The organism is Streptomyces sp. NPDC047022, assembly GCF_040644155.1.
Classification (GTDB): Bacteria; Actinomycetota; Actinomycetes; order Streptomycetales; family Streptomycetaceae; genus Streptomyces.
In genome coordinates this window covers 1-21601 of the sequence record NZ_JBEYVV010000012.1, presented here as the reverse complement: position 1 = coordinate 21601, position 21601 = coordinate 1, and the positions used below count along the sequence as shown (strand labels likewise).

The window sequence follows — 21601 nt, the reverse complement described above, 5'->3', positions numbered from 1 at the left end:
TCCTCGCTCTCTTTCGCTCGTCCGGTCTCAGGCGCGCCAGTGCGCGTCGTAACCGGTGGTCAGCTCGGCCTTGTCGTGGCGCCACCGGGGTTCGCGGTTGACTGCCATGTTGGTGATGCCGCGCAGCCGCCGGATCACGGCGCCGTACGGCCGGATCAGGGACGACGAGAAGGTGGCGCCCGTCGGCTCGTCCATGAACGGCATGAAGGCGTCCGGGAATCCCGGCATCGTGCAGCCGATGCAGATCCCGCCGACGTTCGGGCAGCCGCCGAGGCCCGACATCCAGCCGCGCTTGGGCACGTTGCAGTTGACGACCGGGCCCCAGCAGCCCACCCTCACCTGGCACTTGGGCGAGTTGTAGTCCTTGGCGAAGTCGGCCTGCTCGTAGTACGCGGCACGGTCGCACCCCTCGTGCACCGTCTTCCCGAACAGCCACTGCGGGCGCAGCATGTGGTCCAGCGGAGGGGGCGGCGCCGAACCGGCCGCGTGGTACAGCACCCAGGTCAGGGTCTCCATGAAGTTGTCCGGCTGGATCGGGCAGCCGGGCACGTTGACGATGGGCAGTCCGCCCTGCGAGCGGAACTCCCAGCCCAGATAGTCGGCCAGGCCCATGGAGCCCGTCGGATTGCCCGCCATCGCGTGGATACCGCCGTAGGTGGCGCAGGTGCCGGCGGCGACCACCGCCCAGGCGTGGGGCGTCAGGTGGTCGATCCACCAGTTGAGGGTGAGCGGCTCACCGGTCTCCAGGTCGTTGCCGAACGACGTCCAGTAACCCTCGCCCTGGATGATGTTCTGGTTGGGGACCGACCCCTCGATGACCAGGATGAACGGCTTCAGCTCACCGCGTGCCGCAGCGCGGAACGGCGCGAGGTACTCCTCGCCGCCCAGCGTGGGGGAGAGCACCTTGTTGTGCAGGTTCACCTTCGGCAGGCCGGGTACGAGCCCGAGGACGACGTCCTCGATCGCGGGCTGACTGGCCGCCGTCATCGAGACGGTGTCGCCGTCGCAGCTCATGCCCTCGGAGATCCAGAGGATATGGATCTCGTCGAACCCGCCCTTCTTCTCCGTCTTCTCCGCCTTGCTGGCGTGCTTTGCGGCCTTCGTCGCCTTCGTCATGTGCTCGGCCTCCCTTGCAGTCGGTCCCGGAGTCGGTCGTAGGCCCCGGCCACGGTCCCGGTGTCCGCCGACGCGGGCGGCTCGACGGGTGCGTGCGGATGCGGTCTGGTCGGGGCGGTCTGCTTGGCCTGCTGCAGGAGCTGCCCCAGTTCGTCCAGATCCTTCTGGGAGACCGCGGCGCGCAGTCTGGGCAGCAGACTGCCCTCCTCGCCGCGCACATGCTCCTCGATCTCCTGGCGCAGCCGCTCGACGAGTGGGCCCGCGCGCTCGTCCCCCTCCGAGAGCTTGTCCAGGGCCAGAAGGGTCTTCTTGGCTTCCCTGTGCTCGGCCAGACATGCGTGGATCTCCCGCTCCCCGCCCGGGAGCACCCGCTCGGCCAGCGGGTAGATCATGAATTCCTCGAGGGCCCCGTGCTCGGCCAGTTCAAGGACCAGGGTCTCGATCACGGCCCGCTGTTGCGCCCCGGACGCCGCCGTGCGGTAGTCACGGAAGAGCTGCTCGACCACACGGTGGTCGTGCATCAGCAGTTCGATGGCGTCCATGACACTTCCCGGTCGGGCACCTTGGGCGCCCGTTCATCGAGTGCGGCGGCCTCGTGCCCCGCCCCGGCGGGAGCGAGGGAGCGGATGGCTCCGTGCAGCCGGGCGAGCACCTCCGGGGGCATGGTCTCCACCCGGTCCAGGATCAGCGCGGCCCTCGGGTCGGTGGCGCGCGCCTCACGCTTCTCGTCGTCGGTGAGCACGAGCGTCCGCAGGGTCAGGATCTCGTCGATCTCCGCCGCGTCGTGCAGGTCGCCGGGGCTCTCGGGGGCCACCTGCGGATGGTCGGGAAGGATGATCGGGGACGACAGGACGAGCCGGTCCGTCCCCTCCTCGCCGGCCAGCACCGGGAAGGTGTGCAGATTGCGGCATTCCCCTACGTGCGCCGCGGCTTCCTCCGGCGGGTCGAGGGATGAGAAGAAGGCGAGCCCCTCGCCGCCGATGAAGGTGTGTGCGGCGATCAGGGCGTGGCGCAGGGCCTCGTCGCGCCGGGTCTCGGGCGGTGTCGACCCGCCGCGGTTCTCCGTGCGCACCCGCAGCCGGTAGAGCGGACCCGGACCGGGCAGCCGCTCCGCGCGCAGGAGGGTGCGTGCCTCGACCGGACGGCGGCGGCGCACCAGACGTCCTGCGCCGCCCGGCAGCTCCTCGGTCTCCTCGCCGCCGGGAGCGCCGAACGTGAACTCTCGTTCCCCAGCCAGAAGTTCGTCGAGTGGAGCGATGAAGTCGGCCTCGCGCGGCACCGCCTCGTCGAAGGCCAGCTGGAACGCGCCCGCCGTCTCCAGGCAGTCCACCGGGGTGTGGCGGCCCTGCTCGTCCCTGCGCTCCACGCCCCGGTGCTGCGTCTGGAGATAGCGCACGCGCACCTGGACCACGGCGCCGGGTTCCGCCCGGAGCACGCACTCGGTCTGCTGCTGCCACGACTCGACGGATCCCGAGATGCTCGCCGCCACCGGGCCGTGCGCCTCGGCCCAGGCTCGCGGGGCGAGGATGCCGAACTGCCAGCGCACCCGGTTCTTGGGCGACGACCTCCGGTACGGGTAGAGCAGGTACCCCTCGTAGAGGATGGCGTCGGCCACCGCGCAGACAGCCTCGAACAGGGCGCCGGTCCGCCGCGCGCTCCCGGACTGCGGGTCAGGGTCGCTCACCGTCGCTCCTCACTCACCGACTGTCTGCATTGCAGTGGTTTACAACGATCACACCTTTTCTTGGGAAGGGCTCGCATTGGGGGCGTATGGGTGATGGGCGCGTCGGAGGGGGTACTGCGGGAAGGGACTCCCGTACGAGACGGAGGCGGCGGCGATGCGCATCCAGGGCGACGGCTCGTCGGACGACAGGGGCCGAGGGGACGACAAGGGCCTGGGAGACGACGCGGCTGCCCGCCTCGCACGGGACACGGCGCAGATGGCACGGCACGAGCTGCTCGTGCTGGAGAGCGAGGCCAGGGCGGCGCTGCGGAGGATCGGGGCGGGTGGCGTCCTGCTGGGCGCCGCCGGGGTGTGCGGGGTGCTCGCGCTGTTGTCGGCGCACGAGACCCTGCTGCGATCCCTGGAGACGGTGCTGCCGGGGGCCCGGGCACCGGCCCTGCTGGGCGGGATGTACGCCACGGGCGCGGTGACACTGGCCCTGGCGGCCCGCGAGCGCCTGTGCGCGGCGACCGGAGCGCCGGAGGACGGCTTCGACCACGCGGACGACGCGGGAAGGTCCGCTCGCACGGGGATGGACCGTACGGAAACCGGCGCGGAGGACCGCCCGGGCTAGGGCTTCTCGTTCGGATCGGGCCGGGCCCGGGGTCGTGCCGCCATCCGGGTGAACGCGTGGCCGCCGCCGCGGCGCGTACGCGGGGGCCGGAGCGTGTCCGCGCCGCCGGAGTGGCAGGCTGCGGGCGCGAGCCGAGGCCGGGTTACTACCGAGCGGGCTCCGCCGGGCGGCGCCATGCCCGCGCTCCATGCGGCCGTCGGCGCCATTCCGGGCGCGTACGGAAGGAGGGGTGCCCGTGGAAACGGCATCGTTCGACTCCGCCGGACCGGCCCCCCGTGGCGCCGCGGCCACCGAAACGGCGTCCCGCCGCGCGGGAGCGGTGCGCGGCGGGAGCCCGTCGGTCGGTGACGCGAGCGCCTGGGACCTGTTCCTCCTGGCCTTCGCCTCCGTGGCGTCGTCCGGGTCCCCTCCGCCGCGCCCGGACCGTCAGCCGATGTGGTAGCTGTCCCCGTACACCTTCCAGTCCAGCGGGGTATCGAGGTTCAGGTTGCCCTTGCGCAGGAAGACGCGCTGCTCGGTGTCGACCCGGGTGGTGTCGCTGTGGGCCTCCTCCTGCTTCATGGCCCACACGCGTGCGTCGAGGAAGGCGTTGAGGTACGCCACCTCGCCCCCGCCCTGGGCCGGTGGCTTGGCCTTGCGCAGGGCGCGCCGCCGGATGCTGCTGAAGCTGGTCGGGTCGTCTCCGTCGCCGTGCATGACGATGGCGTCGTAGTAGGCGAACTGCCCCAGGACACCGAGCCCGTCCGCCTTGCCCTGCTTGACGGCCGGATTGAAGTAGACCCGGTCGCGCTCGTCGTTCTGCGCCTGCTGGAAGACCTTGTCCTGGGCCGCCTTGCGCCAGTCCTTGGGGAAGTCGGGGTCGAGCCCCGAGTGGGAGTCGGAGCCGTTCACCCTGCGCAGTGCGGGCAGGTACTTGGCGAGGACGTTGCCGGGTTCACGGTCGGTGTAGAGCTGGACGAGGTCGAGCATGTCGCCGGTGCCGGAACAGAATCCGATGATGCCGGCGGTGTAGCCGCGCCCGTCACCGATGTCCTCGATGTACTTGTACTGGGCCTTCCAGTCGAGCGAGGAGTTCTCCGCGCTCGACACCAGTTCCATGGCGATCTCCTTCTTCGCCGGGTCGTCGAGTCCGGTCGCCTTGGCGGACGGCCGCGCGGACGGCTGTGCGGCAAGGACGCGCGGGGCGTCGAGCAGGGGGACGGCCACCAGGGAGGCGCCGAGCAGGGCCAGGAGCGTACGGCGTGAGGCGCGGCCGGGTTGTGCCGCGTCCGGGGTCGGTTGCACCACAGGGACTCCAAGTGACGTGGGGGGCCGGTGGGTTGGCGCACCGAGGCGCAACCCACCTACTGATAGGAAGGTTTACTATCAGAACGCGCGAGTGATCGGTACCCGTCCGTCGGCACGTTTTTCACATGAGCCGCCCGGCGTCCCTTCGGGCGATCAGGGCAGCGGCTGTTCGGCCCAGATCACCTTTCCCGTCGGGGTGTAACGGGTCCCCCAGCGGTCGGCCATCTGGGCCACGAGGAACAGTCCCCGGCCGCCCTCGTCGGTCATGGCCGCATAGCGCAGATGGGGCGAGGTGCTGCTGGAGTCGAAGACCTCGCAGATCAGGCCCCGGTCGCGCAGCATCCGTACCCGGACCGGCGCACTGCCGTAGCGGATCGCGTTGGTGACCAGCTCACTGAGGATCAACTCCGTGGTGAACGCCAGATCGTCGAGCCCCCACTCCGCCAACTGCCGCTCCACCTTGGCCCGCACCTCGCCGACGGCCGCGGGATCCGACGGGACCTCCCACTCGATGATCCGGTCCGCGTCCAGTGCCCGCGTGCGCGCGACGAGCAGGGCGATGTCGTCGATCGACCGGTGCGGCAGCTGGGCGTCCAGGACGGCCCGGCAGGTGTCCTCGGGTGAGGGGCCGGCCACGGACAGGGCCTGGCTCAACAGTCTGAGCCCCGTGTCGATGTCCCGGTCGCGGTTCTCGACCAGGCCGTCCGTGTACAGCACGAGCCGGCTGCCCTCGGGCAGCTCCAGGTCGGTCGTCTCGAACGGAAGCCCTCCAAGGCCCAGCGGGGGACCGGCCGGAACATCGGGCCAGTCCACGGTCCCGTCGGGCCGGACCACGGCGGGCGGCGGATGGCCCGCGCGCGAGACGGTGCAGCGCCGGGAGACCGGATCGTAGATCGCGTACAGACAGGTCGCGCCCGTGACGGGGGCGCTGGAGCCGTCGGGCGTCTCGTCCTGGTCGATACGGGCGACCAGTTCGTCCAGCAGACCGAGCACCCCGTCGGGCGGCAGGTCGAGCGCGGAGAAGTTGTGCACCGCCGTGCGCAGCCGCCCCATGGTCGCCGCGGCGTGCAGCCCGTGGCCCACGACATCGCCCACCACCAGCGCCACCCGCGCCCCGGACAGCGGCAGGACGTCGAACCAGTCGCCGCCCACACCGGACTGGGCCGGGAGATAGCGGTAGGCGATGTCCAGGGCGCTCTGCTCGGGCAGCTGGCGCGGCAGCAGGCTGCGCTGAAGCGTCACCGCCATGCCGTGCTCGCGCGTGTAACGGCGCGCGTTGTCGATGGACACGGCTGCGCGGGCCACCAGTTCCTCGGCGAGAGCGAGCTCCTCCTCGTCGAACGGCTCTGGCTTCTCGGACCGCCAGAAGTTGACCACGCCCAGCACCAGGGACCCCGCCCGCACGGGCACGGTGATCAGCGAGTGGATGCCGTACTCCACGACCCGCGTGGTGCGGTCGAGATCCTGGGCCAGCCAGCCGGAGTCGTCGCCGAGGCGGGGCGCGATGACCGCCGTGCCGCTGCCCATGCTGTGCGCCTGCGGCGTGGTCTCCACGAAGCGGATCCGCTCGCCCACCGGGTAGAGCGGCGCGTCATCGCGGATCCCGCTGGACGCCGTGCGGCGCAGCCCGGTACCCGGATCCGGCTCCTCGCCGTTCAGAACGCCCTCGAACAGGTCCACGGTGACGAAGTCCGAGAACCGCGGCACGGCCAGCCCCGCCAGTTCCTCGGCGGTACGAGTCACATCCAGGCTCGTCCCGATGCCCACCCCGGCGTCGTAGAGCAGGGTGAGGCGCTCCCGTGCCTCCTCGGCCTTGCCGGACAGGGCGCGCAGCTCGGTCGAGTCGCGGAGAGTGGCGACATGGCCGGGCGGTCCCCCCTCCAGGTCGGTGGGCCGCTGGTTCACCGCCAGCAGGCGGTCCCCGACCCGGTGCACCTCGTCCGTGGCGACGCGCCCGGAGGCCAGCAGCGCGGCGGTGTCCGGGGCGAGGCCGAGGTCGGTCACATGCCGCCGCTCGGCGTCGGGCGGCAGGTCGAGCAGGCGCTGCGCCTCGTCGTTGGCGAGCAGCAGATGGCCGTCGCCGCTGACGATGATCACTCCCTCCCGTACCGAGTGCAGGACCGCGTCGTGGTGTTCGTACATGCGGGTCATCTCGCCCGGTCCCAGGCCATGGGTCAGACGCAGCAGCCGCCTGCTGACCAGCGCCGTCCCGGCCGTCGCCAGGGCCAGTGCCGCGGCGGCGGCGCCCACCACGAGCGGCATCTGCCGGTCCGTGGCGCCTCCCACGTGCGCGGTGGTGATACCCGCCGAGACAAGGCCCACGACCGTGCCGTCGGGCGCCTTGACGGGCACCACGGCCTGCACCAGCCGGCCGATGGTCCCATTGATCTCCTCGATCACCACACCGCCGTTCAGCGCCGGCTGGATGGTGCCCACGAACTTCTTGCCGATGCGGTCCGGCTTGGGATGCGTGTAGCGGATCCCCTTGGTGTTCATCACGACGATGAAATCGACCTTCGCCGTCTTGCGCGCGGCCTCCGTTCGCGGTTGCAGCACCGCGGTGGGATCAGGGCTGCTCAGCGCCTGCCGCGTGCCCGGGGCGTAGGCGAACGTCTCGGCGACGGCGAGGGAGCGGTTGCGGGCCTCCTGTGTGGTGTCGTGCCCCACCTGGAGGAACAGCGCCAGCACCGCGGCGACCACCAGCAGCAGCACGATGAACACCTGCAGGAAGAAGACCTGCCCGGCGACACTGCGCCCGCTCAGCGCCGACCGCAGCTCCGCGAGCGGTCGGCTCCTCGCCGGGCCCGCGTCCTTGCCGTGCCCGGCGCCGGGCCGCTGCCGAGCCTGTCGCGTGCCGTTCTCGGGCGCGGGTCGTGAGTCGTGCGCACGCGGTGCGCGCTGACCGCTGGGAAGGGTCGACCGGGTACCGGTTCGACGTGGAGGCCGCACCATGTGCCTTGTCTACACTGCTGCGCCCCGGGAGGCGAGGGGCGTCACATAGCGTGATGCACGGATCCGCTCGCCGCGGAGGAGTCGAGCGCCCGCTTTCGGGTGACCCGGCGGCAAATCCATGCCATGCGCGGGCGGGGCGTACGCGGCGATCGCGCCGGGTGTGGCTACGGTGCCCGCACCGTCGTCGCCGTGAGTCCGCCGGGAGTCAGCCGTGCATGTCCTGCTCGTGGCCAGCGCGTTCAACAGCCTCACCCAGCGCGTCCATGCCGAACTGCGCGACCGCGGCCACACCGTCTCGGTGGAACTGGTGCCCGGGCAGGCAGCCTTCGCCCCGTCGCGACGCCCGGCACACATGACGCCGCTCCCCGACGGGCGAACGGTGCCTGCCGGGACACCGGCCCCGCCGGACGGCTCGCCGGCCGAGGCCGTACGGCGGCACGCGCCGCACCTCGTCCTCGCGCCGATGCTGAAGGCGGCGATCCCCCGCGAGGTGTGGACGGCGTACCCGTGCTTCATCGTCCACCCGGGTCCGGTGGGGGACCGGGGCCCGTCCTCCTTGGACTGGGCGGTCCAGGAAGGCGCCGGCCGGTGGGGAGTGACAGTCCTGCAGGCACGGGAGGAGATGGACGCCGGTGACATCTGGGCGACCGTCGCCTGCCCGCTCCCACCGGTTCCCAAGAGCGACCTGTACCGGGGCGAGATCGCCGACGCCGCGCTGGCCGCCGTCCTTCTCGCCGTGGAGCGGTTCGCCTCGGGAACGCATACCCCGCTGCCGCAGGACACCGCCCGCACCCGCCCCTACCTGGACCAGAGCGTCCGGCGGATCGACTGGGGGGCCGACACGACCGGCACCGTCCTGGCCAAGCTGCGCGCCGCCGACTCGCAGCCCGGAGTGCTGGACACCCTGCTCGGCGAGCAGTGGTACCTGCACGGCGGCCACCCCGAGGACGTCCTGCGCGGCACTCCGGGGGATCTGCTCGCCACCCGCAACGGCGCGGTCTGCCGGGCGACGGCCGACGGCGCCGTATGGATCCCCGAGCTGCGCCCGCGGCGCCGTCCGGGACAGCCGCGGCCCGTCAAGCTCCCCGCCGTGACGGCCCTCGGCGAGCGGCTGCCGCCCCTGCCGCGGCTCCCCGCGCTCACCGAACCCCGGTGGCGCACCTGGACGGACATCCGGTACCGGGAGCAGGGCAGCGTCGGCTTCCTGTCGTTCTCCTTCCCCGGCGGCGCGATGAGCACCGAGCAGTGCGAGCGACTGCTCCACGCCTACCGGGACGCCTGCGATCGCCCCACCTCCGTGCTCGTCCTGGGCGGCCCCCGGGACTTCTTCTCCAACGGGATCCATCTCGGCGTCATCGAGGCCGCCGAGGACCCCGCGGCCGAGTCCTGGGCGAACATCAACGCGATGGACGACCTGGTCGAGGCGGTCCTGACGACGACGGACCGGCTGGTGGTCGCGGCGCTCGCGGGCAACGCGGCGGCCGGGGGTGCCATGCTCGCCCTGGCCGCCGACGAGGTCTGGTGCCGCGCCGGCTGCGTGCTGAACCCGCACTACCGGCTGATGGGCCTGTACGGCTCGGAGTACTGGACGTACACGCTGCCCCGCCGAGTGGGCGCACGGACGGCGGACCGCCTGATGAGCGAGGCCCTCCCGTTGAGCGCCGTGAGTGCCCGGGACCTCGGGCTGGTCGACCAGGTGATCGGATGCGGGCCGCAGAACTTCGCGGCGGAGGTCGCCCGGCTGGCGGCCCGGCTGGCGTCGCTGCCGGGAACGAGGGCCCGTATCGCGGCCAAGAAGGAGCAACTGGAACAGCAGGAGGCCGTCGAGCCGCTGTCCGCCTTCCGGGAACGGGAGCTGGCCGAGATGCGCCGCACCTTCCAGGACCCGGCCGCCGCCTACCACGCCCTGCGAAGGGCATTCACGCGCAAGGAGGGACCGTCGTGCACGCCCCCGTACCTCGCCCGCGTCACGGGGCGCGGGGCAGGGGCCGAGACCGGCCGGTCCGAGACCCGGACCAGTGGAAGGACCGCACCGTGAGCGTCATCGCGTTCGCCCCTCGGACCGAGGCGCGCTTCGCCCTCGCCCGGCAGGTGGCCGACGCCGTCCTCTTCGAGGGCAGCGCCCTGCACCCGTACCGCAGGTCCGCCCCGACGTCCCCCAGGACCCGGCTGCGGCGGCAGTCCGGAGTGCTCGTGCCGCCGTCCTGGGACGCGGGCGAGGAGGAGTACGACTTCCAGCACACCGAATGCCTGATGGAGCCGAAGGCCGACGCCGTCCTGGCGGTCGAGCTGCGCTTCCTGCGCGCCCGGCGGCGCACGGTCCAACGCGCCCGCGGTCAGGGCGCCTTCGAGACCGTCGCCGAACTCACCGTGGAAGAAAGGACCTTGCTCCCGCTGCACGAAGGGGTGGAAGAACGCGTAGAGGCGGTCGTGACGGTGGACGAACTCGCCGACGGCGATGGCGTCACCCTTCCCTTCCACCGGCCCGCGTCGGAGGAGAGCGAACCCGTCCTCGACGGCAGCGGTCGGGAAGCCGGCCGTCTGATCCACCGGTACGAGGAGATCAGCGGCGTACTGCGGCTGTCGGCACGCAGGCTGGAGGGACCGTACCGGCTGCTGCGGCTCACCGCCGTCGCGGAGAACACCACCGCCTGGACACCCGGGGAGGGCCAGGCCTCCGACCGGGACGCCGCGCTCGTCCGCTCCCTGGTGGCCACCCACCTCCTGATGGGGCTGAGCGCCGGGTCGTTCCTGTCGATGGCCGAACCCCCCGAGTGGGCGAGGGAGGCGGTCGCCGCCTGCCGCAATCTGCACACCTGGCCCGTACTCGCCGGGGAACCCGGACGCGCGGAGGTGATGCTGTCCTCGCCCGTCATCCTGGACGACCACCCGGCCCTCGGCGCCGACGGCCCCCGCGCGGCCCACGAGACGGCCGCACCCCTTCCCACGGCGGACGCCGGGCCCCCCGAGTGGCGGGAGCCGACGGCCGGTACCGCCCCCGGCCCGGCGGTGTACGGCCCGGTCGTCGTGGACGGGCGCACCCTGACCGCCGGAAGCCGGGTACGGCTCAACCCCGGCCTGCGGCGTACCGACGCGCAGGACCTCTTCCTGCGGGGCCGCACCGCGACGGTCGAGGCCGTGCTGGACGACGTCGACGGCTCGGTGCACCTGGCGGTGACGCTCGACGACGACCCGGGCGCCGACATCCGCCGCGCCCAGGGAACCTTCCTCTACTTCCGGCCGGACGAACTCACACCGCTGGAGGACGGCGCATGACCCCCTCGCCTCAGAACGGCAGGACCCTCGTCGCGGGCATCGGGAACATCTTCCTCGGCGACGACGGCTTCGGCGTGGAGACCGTACGCGCGCTGACCGCGCGCCCGCTGCCCGGGCACGTCGAGGCCGTGGACATCGGGGTACGGGGAGTGCACCTCGCCTACCAGCTCCTCGACGGCTACGACACCCTGATCCTGGTGGATGCCACCGAGCGCGGCGGAGAACCCGGCACGCTGTACGTCATCGAGCACGACGGCGCGGGCGGGGACGCGACCGCGGGCGTACCGCTCGACGGGCACCGGATGGCCCCTGACGTGGTGCTCGCCCTGCTGGGCACGCTCTGCGCGGGAACAGGGGCGGCGCCGCCCCGGCGCACCTTCGTGGTGGGCTGCGAGCCCGCCTCGGTGCAGGAACGCATCGGCCTGAGCCAACGGGTCGCCGAGGCCGTACCCGGGGCCGTCCGGCTGATCGAGGAGATGCTGCGGGCCGAGGATCCCGGTGCAGCCGCGCCGCGAACCCTGACGCAGGACGCACGTACGGCGGGGTGAGCCCCGGATGCGGCGAACGGCGTACGCGCAGGGCCGGTGACGGCGTGCCGGTCCGGGCCCCGGGGCCGTCTCACCTCTAATGGACGACGGCGGGCCGCGCACGCACGCCCTGCCCCTCGGGGCGGGGTCCCGGGTCTCGCCGGGACGGAGACCCATGCACGAGATGTCCATCGCGATGGCCGTGATCGGCCAGGTGGAAGAGGCGGCCGAGCGGGCCGGAGACGTCACCGCGGTGCGTTCGGTGCGGCTCCAGGTCGGTGAACTGGCCGGCGTCGTACCCGACGCCCTGTCCTTCAGCTTCGAACTGGCCTGCGCCGGGACCGTGCTGGAGGGTGCCGAACTGATCACGGACGTCGTCCCGGGGCGGGCGCGCTGCGCACCGTGCGCGCACGAATGGGCCGTCGGCATGCCGCCCCTGCTGAGCTGTCCGCTGTGCGACGGGGGGAGCACCGAGCTGCTGGCGGGACGCGAACTGCAGATCGTCGCCGTGCGCTGGGAGGACGGCCGCGCGCCCGGAGCCACCCCCGAACCTACCCCCGAGGAGCGCTGAACCATGTGCCGAGTCGTGGACCTCGAGCAGGCCGTGCTCGCCAAGAACGACCGGGCCGCGGACATCCTGCGCGCCGAGCTGTCCGCGCGCGGCACGACCGTCGTCAACCTCCTCTCCAGCCCCGGCAGCGGGAAGACCGCCCTCCTGGAACGCGAACTGGTGCTGGCGCGCGAGCGGTCCGTGCCGGTCGCCGCCCTCACCGCCGACCTCGCCACCGAGAACGACGCCGCGCGGCTGGGGCGTTCGGGCGTCCCGGTCAAGCAGGTCCACACCGACGGACTGTGCCACCTCGAGGCCGGGATGCTCACCCGCCACCTGGACGGGTGGCTGCCGGACGGCACCCGGCTGCTGTTCGTGGAGAACGTCGGCAATCTCGTCTGCCCGGCCTCGTACGACCTGGGGGAGACGCTGCGCGTCGTGCTCGCCTCCGTGACCGAGGGCGAGGACAAGCCGCTCAAGTACCCCACCGCCTTCGGTCTCGCGCACCTGGTGGTCGTCACCAAGACCGACATCGCCGAGGCGGTCGCGTTCGACGAGGCGGCCTTCCGCGCCAACGTCGAGCGGGTCAATCCCTCGGTGGAGGTGCTGCTGACCTCGGCCCGCCGCGAGCAGGGACTCGGCGCCCTGCTCGACCGGGCGCTGGCGGCGGCGGACGGCGCCCCGCCGCACAGGCCCGTCATGGCGCGACGGCCGCACGAGCACACCCACGGCCAGGGCCATGAGCACACCCACGCCCACGACCACAGCGACGACCAGGCCCGCGACCACGGTCACGACCACACGGACGGCACCGGGGTCATGGCGCACACCCGCTCGTGAGCGGTGCGCCGCCGACGGCCGCCACCGTCCGCACCTCACTGCGCCGGAGGGTCACCGTAAGGGGTGTGGTGCAGGGCGTCGGCTTCCGCCCGTTCGTCCACACCCTCGCCACCGCGCTCGGCCTGTGCGGACATGTGACCAACACCCCGGAGGGCGTCGTCGCGGAGGTCGAGGGCGCACCCGAGGCCGTCGCACGGTTCTGCGACCGCATCGCCACCGACGCGCCTCCGCTGGCCCGCGTGGATGCCGTCCACCACCAGGACGTACCCGCCACCGGCGACACGGCGTTCACCATCCTCGCCTCCCGCACCGACGGACCGGCCGGCACCCTGATCCCGCCCGACACGGCCACCTGCGACGCGTGCCTGCGCGAACTCGCCGACCCCGGTGACCGGCGCCACCGCCATCCGTTCGTCAACTGCACGCACTGCGGCCCGCGCTTCACGATCGTCACCGGCCTGCCCTACGACCGGGCGTCCACCACGATGGCCGGCTTCCCGATGTGCCCCGACTGCGCCCGGGAGTACGCCGATCCCGCCGACCGCCGCTTCCACGCCCAGCCGGTGGCCTGCCCGGACTGCGGACCAAGGCTGCGCCTGCTCGTCCGCCGGGACGACCCGGATGGCCGGAATGATCGGGATGACCTGGACGACGGCGGTGCCCCGCCGTGCCCGGCGGAAGCCGACCCGGTGGCCGGGGCCCGGGCCCTGCTGGCGAGCGGCGCGGTCGTCGCGGTCAAAGGGCTGGGCGGCTACCACCTGGCCTGTGACGCCACCGACGCCGCCGCCGTCGCACGCCTGCGCCGCCGCAAGGACCGCGGGGACAAACCGTTCGCCGTGATGGCCGGAAGCCTGGCAGACATCGAGCACCTGGTCACGATCGCCCCCGAGGAGCGCGACCTGCTCACCGGCACGACACGTCCGGTCGTACTGCTGCGCCGCCGCACGGACGACGGCTCCCCTTCCCCGGCGGGGGCACCGCGCCCGGCCGAAGCCGTGGCGCCCGGCAGCCCGGACCTCGGCGTCATGCTGCCGTACACCCCCGTGCACCAGCTGCTGTTCGGGCTCCCCGGCGATCCCGAGGGCCCCCGCCTCCTCGTCATGACCAGCGGCAATGTGTCCGGCGAGCCGATCGTCACCGACGACGGGGAGGCGCTGGTGCGCCTCGGACACCTGGCCGACGCCTGGCTGACACACGACCGGCCCATCCATGTGCCCTGCGACGACTCCGTGGTTAGGGTGTGCGACGGGCAGCCGCTGATCGTGCGCCGCGCCCGCGGGTATGCTCCCCTGCCGCTCACGCTTCCGGTGCCCGTGCGCCCGTGCCTCGCGGTCGGCGGCGACCTGAAGAACGTGTTCTGCCTCGGCGAGGGCGACCGGGCCTGGCTGTCCGCTCACATCGGCGACATGGACGACCTCGCCACCCAGCGGGCCTTCGAACGCGCCGTGGCACATCTGGAGTCGGTCACCCCGGTACGCCCCGGACTGCTTGCCGCCGACCGGCATCCGGCCTACCGCTCGGCTCGCTGGGCGGTCCGCAACGCGCACGGCAGGCCCGTCGTCCGCGTTCAGCACCACCACGCGCACATCGCCGCCGCCATGGCCGAACACGGACTTGACGGCAGCCGGCCCGTGCTGGGCGTCGCGTTCGACGGAACGGGATACGGCGACGACCGAGCCGTATGGGGCGGAGAGTTCCTGCTGGCCGACTACGACGGCTTCAGCCGGTTCGGGCACCTCGCGTATGTGCCGTTGCCGGGGGGCGACGCCGCGGTGCACCGGCCGTACCGCATGGCGCTCGCTCATCTGCGGACGGCGGGGCTCGGCTGGACGGACGACCTGGCCTGCGTGAGGGCCTGCCCGCCCGACGAACGCCGAGTGCTGCAGAGGCAGCTGGAGCGTGACCTCAACTGCGTGCCCACCTCCAGCATGGGCCGGCTCTTCGACGCCGTGTCGTCCCTCGCGGGAGTGTGCCACCGGGCGGGATACGAGGCCCAGGCCGCCGTAGAGCTGGAGGCCGCCGCGCTGCGGGCACCGGCCGGGGACACCGCGTCGTACGGGTTCGCCCTCAAGGAGCCACAGGAGGGCGGCGGTTCGGTGCAGGCCGATCCCGCACCCGTCCTCGCGGCTGCCGTCGAAGACCTGCGGTCGGGCGCGGAGCCCGCCCTGATCGCCGCCCGCTTCCATCGGGCCGTCACCGGCCTGGTCCACCGGATCTGCGTGCTGGCGCGAGAACGGACGGGAGTGGACACGGTCGCCCTGACCGGCGGTGTGTTCCTCAACTCCCTGCTCTCCTCGGCCTGCGCGAAAGCCCTGCGCGCCGACGGCTTCACGGTGCTGCGCCACCACCTCGTCCCACCCGGCGACGGAGGCCTGGCCCTGGGCCAGCTCGTGGTGGCCGCCCGAACCGGCGAAGCACCCGGCTGACCGACCTTCCCGGCAGCGCCGGGCTACGCACCACCCACAGCGAGGAGAGGCCCATGTGCCTGGCGGTACCCGGCAGAGTGCTGGACATCGAGGAGCGCGACGGTACCCGCATGGCCACCGTCGACTTCGGCGGTGTGGTCAAGGAGGTGTGCCTGGAGTACCTGCCCGACATCCAGGTCGGCGAGTACGCCATCGTCCACGTCGGCTTCGCCCTGCAGCGACTGGACGAGGAGTCGGCCAAGCAGACACTCGCGCTGTTCGAGCAGCTCGGCATGCTCCAGGAGGAGTTCGGCGACCCCTGGGAGGCGGCGGCAGCGGAGGCGGGCGGGGCGCTCCCGTCCGCGCGCGAGGAGGCACGGAAGTGAAGTACATCGAGGAGTTCCAGGACCCGGACCTGGCGCGGCGGCTGCTGGACGAGATCCATGCCACGGTGACCAGGCCCTGGGCACTGATGGAGGTCTGCGGCGGACAGACCCATTCGATCATCCGCCATGGCATCGACCAACTGCTGCCCGAACAGGTCGAGTTGATCCACGGACCCGGATGCCCGGTGTGTGTGACCCCGCTGGAGGTCATCGACAAGGCGCTGGAGATCGCCTCCCGGCCGGAGGTGATCTTCTGCTCGTTCGGCGACATGCTGCGTGTGCCGGGCACCGGACGGGATCTGTTCCAGGTGCGCGGCGAGGGCGGGGACGTGCGGGTGGTGTACTCGCCGCTCGACGCCCTGCGGATCGCGCAGCAGAACCCCGGCCGCGAGGTGGTGTTCTTCGGCATCGGTTTCGAGACGACCGCGCCGCCCAACGCCATGACGGTGTATCAGGCCCGCAAGCTGGGCATCCCGAACTTCAGCCTGCTGGTGTCCCATGTGCGGGTGCCCCCCGCCATCGAGGCGATCATGCGGTCCCCGCAGTGCAGGGTCCAGGGCTTCCTGGCCGCGGGCCATGTGTGCAGCGTGATGGGCACGGGAGAGTATCCGGAGCTGGCGGAGCGCTTCGGTGTGCCGATCGTCGTGACCGGGTTCGAACCGCTGGACATCCTCGAAGGCGTACGCCGCACCGTGTCCCAGCTGGAGCGCGGCGAGCACACCGTCGACAACGCCTACCCGCGCGCCGTGCGCCCCGAGGGGAACCCGGCCGCCAAGGCGATGCTGGAGGACGTCTTCGAGGTCACCGACCGCGCCTGGCGCGGTATCGGCGTGATCCCGGACAGCGGCTGGCGGCTGTCCGCCAGGTACCGGGACTTCGACGCTGAGCAACGCTTCTCGGTCGACGGCATCCAGACCCGGGAACCGGCCGCCTGCCGCAGCGGCGAGGTCCTGCAGGGCCTGCTCAAGCCGCACGAGTGCGAGGCGTTCGGCACCCTGTGCACTCCCCGCACCCCGCTCGGCGCCACGATGGTCTCCAGCGAGGGCGCGTGCGCCGCGTACTACCTCTACCGGCGCCTGGACATCACCTCGGCCCCACGGGAGGCGAGCCCCGTTGTCTGACACCGTCGACCTGACCACACCGGCCGTCGACCCGGCGGCCTGGACCTGTCCGGCCCCGCTGCGCGACCAGTCCCGCGTCGTCATGGGCCATGGCGGGGGAGGGGCGCTCTCCGCCGAACTGGTCCAGCACATCTTCGCGCCCGCCTACGGTTCGGACGCGCTCGCCCAGCTCGGTGATGCCGCCGCGCTGACGCTGGGCGGCGTGCGGCTGGCCTTCTCGACCGACTCGTTCGTCGTGCGCCCGCTGTTCTTCCCCGGCGGCAGCATCGGCGATCTCGCCGTCAACGGCACCGTCAACGACCTCGCGATGAGCGGCGCTCGTGCCGCCTATCTCTCCTGCGGGTTCATCCTGGAGGAGGGCGTGGAGATGGCGACGGTCGCCCGGGTCGCCGACGCGCTCGGCAGGGCCGCGCGCACCGCCGGAGTCGAAGTGGCGACGGGCGACACCAAGGTGGTGGAGGCCGGGCACGGCGACGGCGTCTACATCAACACCGCCGGCATCGGGCTCATCCCCGAGGGCGTGGACCTGCGCCCGCAGCGGGTCGTCCCCGGCGATGTGGTGATCGTCAGCGGCCCGGTCGGTGTGCACGGCGTGGCCATCATGAGCGTCCGCGAGGGTCTGGAATTCGGCGTGGAGATCGAGAGCGACTGCGCGGCGCTCGGCGGCCTTGTCGGCACCATGCTCGCCGTCACCCCGGACCTGCATGTGCTGCGCGACCCGACTCGGGGCGGGCTCGCGGCGGCACTCAACGAGATCGCCACCGCCTCCGGATGCGGGGTCGTCCTCACCGAACGTGCGATCCCGGTGCCGGACGCGGTCGCCAATGCCTGCGCCGTACTGGGCCTCGACCCCCTGTACGTCGCCAACGAGGGCAAACTGGTGGCGTTCGTGCCGCGCGAGCACGCCGAGGCCGTCCTGGACGCCATGCGGGCCCACCCCCTGGGCAGGGAATCCAGGGTCATCGGCGAGGCGGTGGCGGAACACCCCGGCATGGTGGTGGCCCGCACCGGCCTGGGCGGCACCCGAGTGGTGGACCTGCCGGTCGGGGAGCAACTGCCGAGAATCTGCTGAACGGGGAGTCGACGAGGATGGCCGAGGACGGTCGCGAACTGGCCGATGCGCAGCGGCGGCACTGGCAGGCGACGTATGACGATCACCCCGGCATGTACGGGCTCGATCCGTCCGCCCCCGCCGTGTACGCGGCACGGCTGTTCCGGTCGGCCGACGCCGAGGAAGTCCTGGAGCTCGGCGCCGGGCACGGCCGCGACGCGCTGTACTTCGCCCGCGAGGGATTCACGGTCCGGGCCACGGACTTCAGCCCCTCCGGTCTGGAGCAGCTGCGTGACACCGCCCGGGCGCAGGGCATCGGGGCGAGGGTGACCACCACGGTGCACGACGTGCGCGAGCCCCTGCCGCTGCCCGACAGCTCCGTGGACGCGGCCTTCGCGCACATGCTGCTGTGCATGGCGCTGTCCACCGAGGAGATCCGCGCAGTGGTCGGCGAGGTGCGGCGGGTACTGCGCCCCGGCGGCACCTTCGTCTACACGGTGCGCCACACCGGCGACGCGCACCACGGCGCCGGTGTGGCACACGGCGACGACATCTGGGAGCACGGCGGCTTCGCGGTGCACTTCTTCTCCCGTGCCCTGGTCGACGGGCTCGCCGAGGGCTGGCGACTGGACGAGGTCAAGGCCTTCGAGGAGGGCGCGCTTCCGCGCCGGCTGTGGCGGGTCACCCAGACCCGGCCGCGCCCGGCGGCCGGGCGCGTGGGAGCCCCTCACCATCGTATGAACTGAATAAACCGATCGGTTTCCCGCTGGGCGGTGACGGGCTAGCCTCTCGGTATGACCACCGACGCGAAGCAGAGTTCCCGTGACCGGCTGCTGGAAGCCGCGGCGGCGCTCGCCTACACCGAGGGCGTCGGCGTGGGCGTCGAGGCGCTGTGCAAGGCCGCCGGGGTGTCCAAGCGGTCGATGTACCAGCTCTTCGAGAGCAAGGACGAACTGCTGGCCGCGAGCCTGAAGGAGCGCGCCCCCGGCTACGCGGCGCAGCTACTGCCCGGCGCGGACGACGGACGTTCGCCGCGCGCTCGGGTGCTCCATGTCTTCGAACAGGTGGAGGCGCAGGCGGCGGCGCCGGGATACCGGGGCTGCCCCTTCCTCGCCGTCCAGGTCGAGCTGAAGGACCCGGATCACCCCGCGAGCCGGGCCGCGGGCCGGGCCAAGGGCGAGCTCCTGGCCTTCTTCCGCGGTGAGGCCGTGCGCGGCGGGGCGGACGACCCCGAACTGCTGGCCCGGCAGCTGGTCCTGATCTTCGACGGGATCAGCGCCCGCGCGGGCGTCCGGGCCGACTCCCCGGCCGGTCTGCTCATGCCGACCGTGACCACCCTTCTCGACGCCGCCGGACTGCGCTGACCCTTCGAGAGCACACGCCAGGGTGTGTGGCCCCGGACACCGACAAGGTCTACGCCACCGCCCGCGACCCCCGTACGGTGACGCACCCCGACGCCGTCCCCGTGGCCCTGGAGGTCACCGACCCCGCGTCCGTGGCCGCCGCGGCCGAGCGGGCCGGGGACGTCACGATCCTGGTCAACAACGCCGGCACCGCGAGCCGTGCCTCCTACCTCGACTCCCCGCTCGACGAGGTGCGCCGGGACCTGGAGATCAACTTCTATGGCCCGCTGCTGGTCACCCGCGCCTTCGTGCCGGTCCTCGAACGGGCCGGTGGCGGCCACATCCTCAACGTCCACTCCGCGCTGTCCTGGCTGGCCGACGGCACCCCCTACAGCGCCTCCAAGGCGGCCCTGTGGTCGCAGACCAACTCCCTGCGCCTGAAGCTGCGACCGCGCGGTATCGCGGTCACGGGCCTGCATGTCGCCTACGTCGACACCGACATGACCGTAGGCCTCGACGCACCGAAGTCCACGCCCCAGGACGTCGCGACGGCGGCGCTCGACGGCATCGAGACGGGGGCGCACGAGGTGCTGGTCGACGACGTGACGCGCCGGGTCAAGTCGGCACTGTCCGGCGAACTGGAAGCGCTCTACGAGCAGTTGAAGTAGGCGAACCGGCCGCCTCATCCCCGGCCCCGGTACACCTCGCCCACGTTCGGACGCGGCGCCGGGCGGCGGTGGGCCGCCGGGCCCTCGGCGAAGGCCCGCAGGAGGTTCTCCGTCGTCCGGGTGACGAAGACGCGGGTGCGGGCGTCCATGCCGTGGTCCCGGCCGCCGTCGGGAGTGCCCGCCATCAGCGCCTCCACCCAGCGCATGGTCCCGGTCGCGAAGACACCCGCGCCGCTCGCGGCCGTGTAGTAGGCCGAATCGCTGTTGCTGCGCCGCCCGTCGCACACCAGGGGCGAGTGAGCCGTGATCTGCAGGGGCCCGGGGAGTGGCGCACCCGCGGTGACGCGGTCGTACTCGACACCGACCAGGTGATCGAACCCGTCACCGGGCCGTACCCGCGTTCCCTCGTACAGCCAGTGGTCCGCGGTGTGGACGACATACGGTGCGTCCGTGGGGTAGCCCTCGTACAGCACGCCCGTGAGCGAGGACTCGGGATCGGCCGCCGGAGCCTGACGGAAGTCGGTGGTCGCCAGCGCGGGATCCGTGGCATAGCAGGGGTCGGCCCGGACCGAGGACTTGTAGCAGACCACGGTGCGGTCGGGCAGGCTCTCGCCCTCTTCGAGACGGACGCGGCGGAAGCAGGTGTTGGCCCCGAGGAAGGCGACGTTGGTGCCCGCGTCACGGGCACGGGTGACATGCCGCCGCTGCTGCGGGGTCCAGTACTCGTCGTGGCCGAGGCCGACCACGGCGGCGGCGCCGTGCAGCACGCCCGGGTCGCGGTGGACGTCCGTGCCCGTGGTGTACGCCAAGGGGATCCCGAGGCGTTCGGCCAGGACGACCGCCGCCCTTTCGTACACCAGGAACTTCTGCGTGCCGTCGCCGTCGTAGGGCCGGTCGAAGCTGACGGCGAGGGAACGGGTGGCGTACGCCCCTGACGTGCCGTTGTAGAGGCTGTAGCCGCCCCACCGGTTGTACGCCTGCCAGGTGGCCGGTGCGTGCATCAGGACCGTACGGCCGCTGCCGTCGGTGGAGCGCACGATCAGTGGGACGTACCTCTGGTGGCCGTTGTCCGCGTCCAGCCGCAGCAGGTAGGCGCCCTCCGGCCAGCCGTCGGTGCCGAACGCGAGCGCCCGTGGCCAGTCCGCCCGCACCGTGCGGGTGTCCGGCAGAAGGCGCGGCGCGGGCTGCGCGCGGCCCGGTACGCGCCCGGAGGACCAGACGAGCCGGGCCTCGGCACCGCCGTACCAGCCGACGCGGAAGGCCAGCACGCGGAAGGAGGACGCGGTCGTGGAGACATGCAGACCGCATTCCTCACCCGGCGTCACACTCACCCGGTCGGCGTAACCGGCGATCGCGGTGGGCGGACCCTCAGGCCCGGTACGCCAGTCGGGGGTGCCGGGGCGGTCCCGTTCCGACTCGGGGCGCTGGGCGCGGGCCTTGTGGCCGCCCGCTCGGGGCACGACATCACAGGCCGAGGCCGCGGCGAGTCCCAGGCCCGCGCACGCCTCCAGGACGCTTCTGCGCCGCGGCCCCCGCGTGCGTGCGGGCCCCTGCCGCGGCTCACCTCGTTCGTCGGGTCCCACATCGCCTCCCGCGCTCCGGCCGACGCGCCCCCGGCCCAGCCTGGCACGGCCACGCATGTCCCGCTCCGGGACGGGCAAACGTTGCCTGCCACGGCACTAGTAGGTTGTCGCGGCTTAATTTTGCCGTGTGGTTGGGTAGAGGTGGCGCAGTTTCACGCGTGCGTCGTCGGTGGTGAAGTGCCAGTCGACTTGGCGCTGG

Annotated in this window: 19 protein-coding genes and 1 pseudogene; 14 read left to right on the top strand and 6 right to left on the bottom strand. The window is 72.5% G+C overall.

The annotated features are described in order from the left end of the window. Positions 1 to 27 precede the first annotated feature (27 nt). From ABZ845_RS15365 to ABZ845_RS15355, 3 genes and pseudogenes are all read right to left on the bottom strand, one after another. Positions 28 to 1116: a hydrogenase expression protein HypE gene (locus ABZ845_RS15365; RefSeq protein ID WP_360978688.1), complete on the bottom strand. Its 1089-nt coding sequence runs from the start codon at positions 1114 to 1116 to the stop codon at positions 28 to 30. After that, complete coding sequence (locus ABZ845_RS15360) at positions 1113 to 1658, bottom strand: hemerythrin domain-containing protein (protein ID WP_360978685.1); 546 nt, start codon at positions 1656 to 1658, stop codon at positions 1113 to 1115. The genes ABZ845_RS15365 and ABZ845_RS15360 overlap by 4 nt, the downstream gene beginning before the upstream one ends. Positions 1659 to 1723: 65 nt before the next feature. Next, a pseudogene (locus ABZ845_RS15355) lies at positions 1724 to 2752 on the bottom strand (hypothetical protein); the annotation flags it as partial. Between the two features lie 202 nt (positions 2753 to 2954). On the opposite strand from ABZ845_RS15355, the gene ABZ845_RS15350 reads away from it, so the two are divergent. Further along, the gene (locus tag ABZ845_RS15350) at positions 2955 to 3413 is read left to right on the top strand and encodes a phage holin family protein (protein ID WP_360978682.1); all 459 of its coding nucleotides are present in this window, start codon (positions 2955 to 2957) and stop codon (positions 3411 to 3413) included. 235 nt (positions 3414 to 3648) lie between these two features. After that, positions 3649 to 3855 (top strand): hypothetical protein, encoded by a 207-nt coding sequence (locus ABZ845_RS15345; RefSeq protein ID WP_360978680.1) that lies wholly within the window; start codon positions 3649 to 3651, stop codon positions 3853 to 3855. Here the strand turns inward: ABZ845_RS15345 and ABZ845_RS15340 are convergent. Both ABZ845_RS15340 and ABZ845_RS15335 read right to left on the bottom strand, forming a co-directional pair. Beyond that, complete coding sequence (locus ABZ845_RS15340; RefSeq protein ID WP_360978677.1) at positions 3840 to 4700, bottom strand: chitosanase; 861 nt, start codon at positions 4698 to 4700, stop codon at positions 3840 to 3842. The two genes, ABZ845_RS15345 and ABZ845_RS15340, sit on opposite strands and share 16 nt — an antisense overlap. A 153-nt stretch (positions 4701 to 4853) precedes the next feature. After that, positions 4854 to 7652: a SpoIIE family protein phosphatase gene (locus tag ABZ845_RS15335; protein WP_360978674.1), complete on the bottom strand. Its 2799-nt coding sequence runs from the start codon at positions 7650 to 7652 to the stop codon at positions 4854 to 4856. A gap of 211 nt (positions 7653 to 7863) precedes the next feature. Between ABZ845_RS15335 and ABZ845_RS15330 the strand changes: the two genes are divergently transcribed. The 12 genes from ABZ845_RS15330 to ABZ845_RS15275 all read left to right on the top strand — a co-directional run bounded on the left by ABZ845_RS15330 (position 7864) and on the right by ABZ845_RS15275 (position 19819). Continuing rightward, complete coding sequence (locus tag ABZ845_RS15330; protein WP_360978671.1) at positions 7864 to 9690, top strand: enoyl-CoA hydratase-related protein; 1827 nt, start codon at positions 7864 to 7866, stop codon at positions 9688 to 9690. Then, on the top strand, positions 9687 to 10928 hold the full coding sequence (locus ABZ845_RS15325) for a hypothetical protein (protein ID WP_360978668.1): 1242 nt from the start codon (positions 9687 to 9689) through the stop codon (positions 10926 to 10928). Before ABZ845_RS15330 ends, ABZ845_RS15325 begins: the two co-directional genes overlap by 4 nt. Then, a complete protein-coding gene (locus ABZ845_RS15320; protein WP_360978664.1) occupies positions 10925 to 11476 on the top strand; it encodes a hydrogenase maturation protease in 552 nt (183 codons plus the stop codon). The genes ABZ845_RS15325 and ABZ845_RS15320 overlap by 4 nt, the downstream gene beginning before the upstream one ends. Positions 11477 to 11630: 154 nt before the next feature. Continuing rightward, positions 11631 to 12026, top strand: coding sequence for a hydrogenase maturation nickel metallochaperone HypA (locus ABZ845_RS15315; RefSeq protein ID WP_360978661.1), 396 nt, complete (start codon positions 11631 to 11633; stop codon positions 12024 to 12026). 3 nt (positions 12027 to 12029) lie between these two features. Beyond that, complete coding sequence (gene hypB / locus ABZ845_RS15310) at positions 12030 to 12845, top strand: hydrogenase nickel incorporation protein HypB (protein WP_360978658.1); 816 nt, start codon at positions 12030 to 12032, stop codon at positions 12843 to 12845. After that, positions 12842 to 15271 carry a carbamoyltransferase HypF gene (hypF, locus tag ABZ845_RS15305; protein WP_360978655.1) on the top strand — a complete coding sequence of 810 codons (2430 nt, stop codon included), beginning with the start codon at positions 12842 to 12844 and terminating at the stop codon, positions 15269 to 15271. The genes hypB and hypF overlap by 4 nt, the downstream gene beginning before the upstream one ends. 53 nt (positions 15272 to 15324) lie before the next feature. Then, positions 15325 to 15636: a HypC/HybG/HupF family hydrogenase formation chaperone gene (locus ABZ845_RS15300; RefSeq protein WP_360978652.1), complete on the top strand. Its 312-nt coding sequence runs from the start codon at positions 15325 to 15327 to the stop codon at positions 15634 to 15636. Then, the gene (hypD, locus tag ABZ845_RS15295) at positions 15633 to 16757 is read left to right on the top strand and encodes a hydrogenase formation protein HypD (protein ID WP_360978649.1); all 1125 of its coding nucleotides are present in this window, start codon (positions 15633 to 15635) and stop codon (positions 16755 to 16757) included. Before ABZ845_RS15300 ends, hypD begins: the two co-directional genes overlap by 4 nt. Then, positions 16750 to 17829, top strand: coding sequence for a hydrogenase expression/formation protein HypE (gene hypE / locus ABZ845_RS15290; protein WP_360978646.1), 1080 nt, complete (start codon positions 16750 to 16752; stop codon positions 17827 to 17829). Before hypD ends, hypE begins: the two co-directional genes overlap by 8 nt. 17 nt (positions 17830 to 17846) lie before the next feature. Next, entirely contained in the window at positions 17847 to 18554 is a 708-nt protein-coding gene (locus tag ABZ845_RS15285) for a class I SAM-dependent methyltransferase (RefSeq protein WP_360978643.1), read from the top strand. A 48-nt stretch (positions 18555 to 18602) separates the two neighbouring features. Further along, entirely contained in the window at positions 18603 to 19172 is a 570-nt protein-coding gene (locus ABZ845_RS15280) for a TetR/AcrR family transcriptional regulator (protein ID WP_360978640.1), read from the top strand. A gap of 26 nt (positions 19173 to 19198) precedes the next feature. Further along, positions 19199 to 19819, top strand: a complete 621-nt coding sequence (locus ABZ845_RS15275; protein WP_360978637.1) for an SDR family oxidoreductase — start codon at positions 19199 to 19201, stop codon at positions 19817 to 19819. Positions 19820 to 19833: 14 nt separating this feature from the next. Here ABZ845_RS15275 and ABZ845_RS15270 read toward each other — a convergent pair whose 3' ends face one another. Continuing rightward, complete coding sequence (locus tag ABZ845_RS15270; protein ID WP_360979091.1) at positions 19834 to 21279, bottom strand: N,N-dimethylformamidase beta subunit family domain-containing protein; 1446 nt, start codon at positions 21277 to 21279, stop codon at positions 19834 to 19836. Between the last annotated feature and the right edge of the window lie 322 nt (positions 21280 to 21601).

Excerpts from the sequence above, each read along its gene's own strand:
- ABZ845_RS15365 (WP_360978688.1), bottom strand. The coding sequence starts at position 1,116 with ATGACGAAGGCGACGAAGGCCGCAAAGCACGCCAGCAAGGCGGAGAAG.
- ABZ845_RS15360 (WP_360978685.1), bottom strand. The coding sequence starts at position 1,658 with ATGGACGCCATCGAACTGCTGATGCACGACCACCGTGTGGTCGAGCAG.
- ABZ845_RS15350 (WP_360978682.1), top strand. The coding sequence starts at position 2,955 with ATGCGCATCCAGGGCGACGGCTCGTCGGACGACAGGGGCCGAGGGGAC.
- ABZ845_RS15335 (WP_360978674.1), bottom strand. The coding sequence starts at position 7,652 with ATGGTGCGGCCTCCACGTCGAACCGGTACCCGGTCGACCCTTCCCAGC.
- ABZ845_RS15320 (WP_360978664.1), top strand. The coding sequence starts at position 10,925 with ATGACCCCCTCGCCTCAGAACGGCAGGACCCTCGTCGCGGGCATCGGG.
- ABZ845_RS15315 (WP_360978661.1), top strand. The coding sequence starts at position 11,631 with ATGCACGAGATGTCCATCGCGATGGCCGTGATCGGCCAGGTGGAAGAG.
- hypB (WP_360978658.1), top strand. The coding sequence starts at position 12,030 with ATGTGCCGAGTCGTGGACCTCGAGCAGGCCGTGCTCGCCAAGAACGAC.
- ABZ845_RS15300 (WP_360978652.1), top strand. The coding sequence starts at position 15,325 with ATGTGCCTGGCGGTACCCGGCAGAGTGCTGGACATCGAGGAGCGCGAC.
- ABZ845_RS15285 (WP_360978643.1), top strand. The coding sequence starts at position 17,847 with ATGGCCGAGGACGGTCGCGAACTGGCCGATGCGCAGCGGCGGCACTGG.
- ABZ845_RS15280 (WP_360978640.1), top strand. The coding sequence starts at position 18,603 with ATGACCACCGACGCGAAGCAGAGTTCCCGTGACCGGCTGCTGGAAGCC.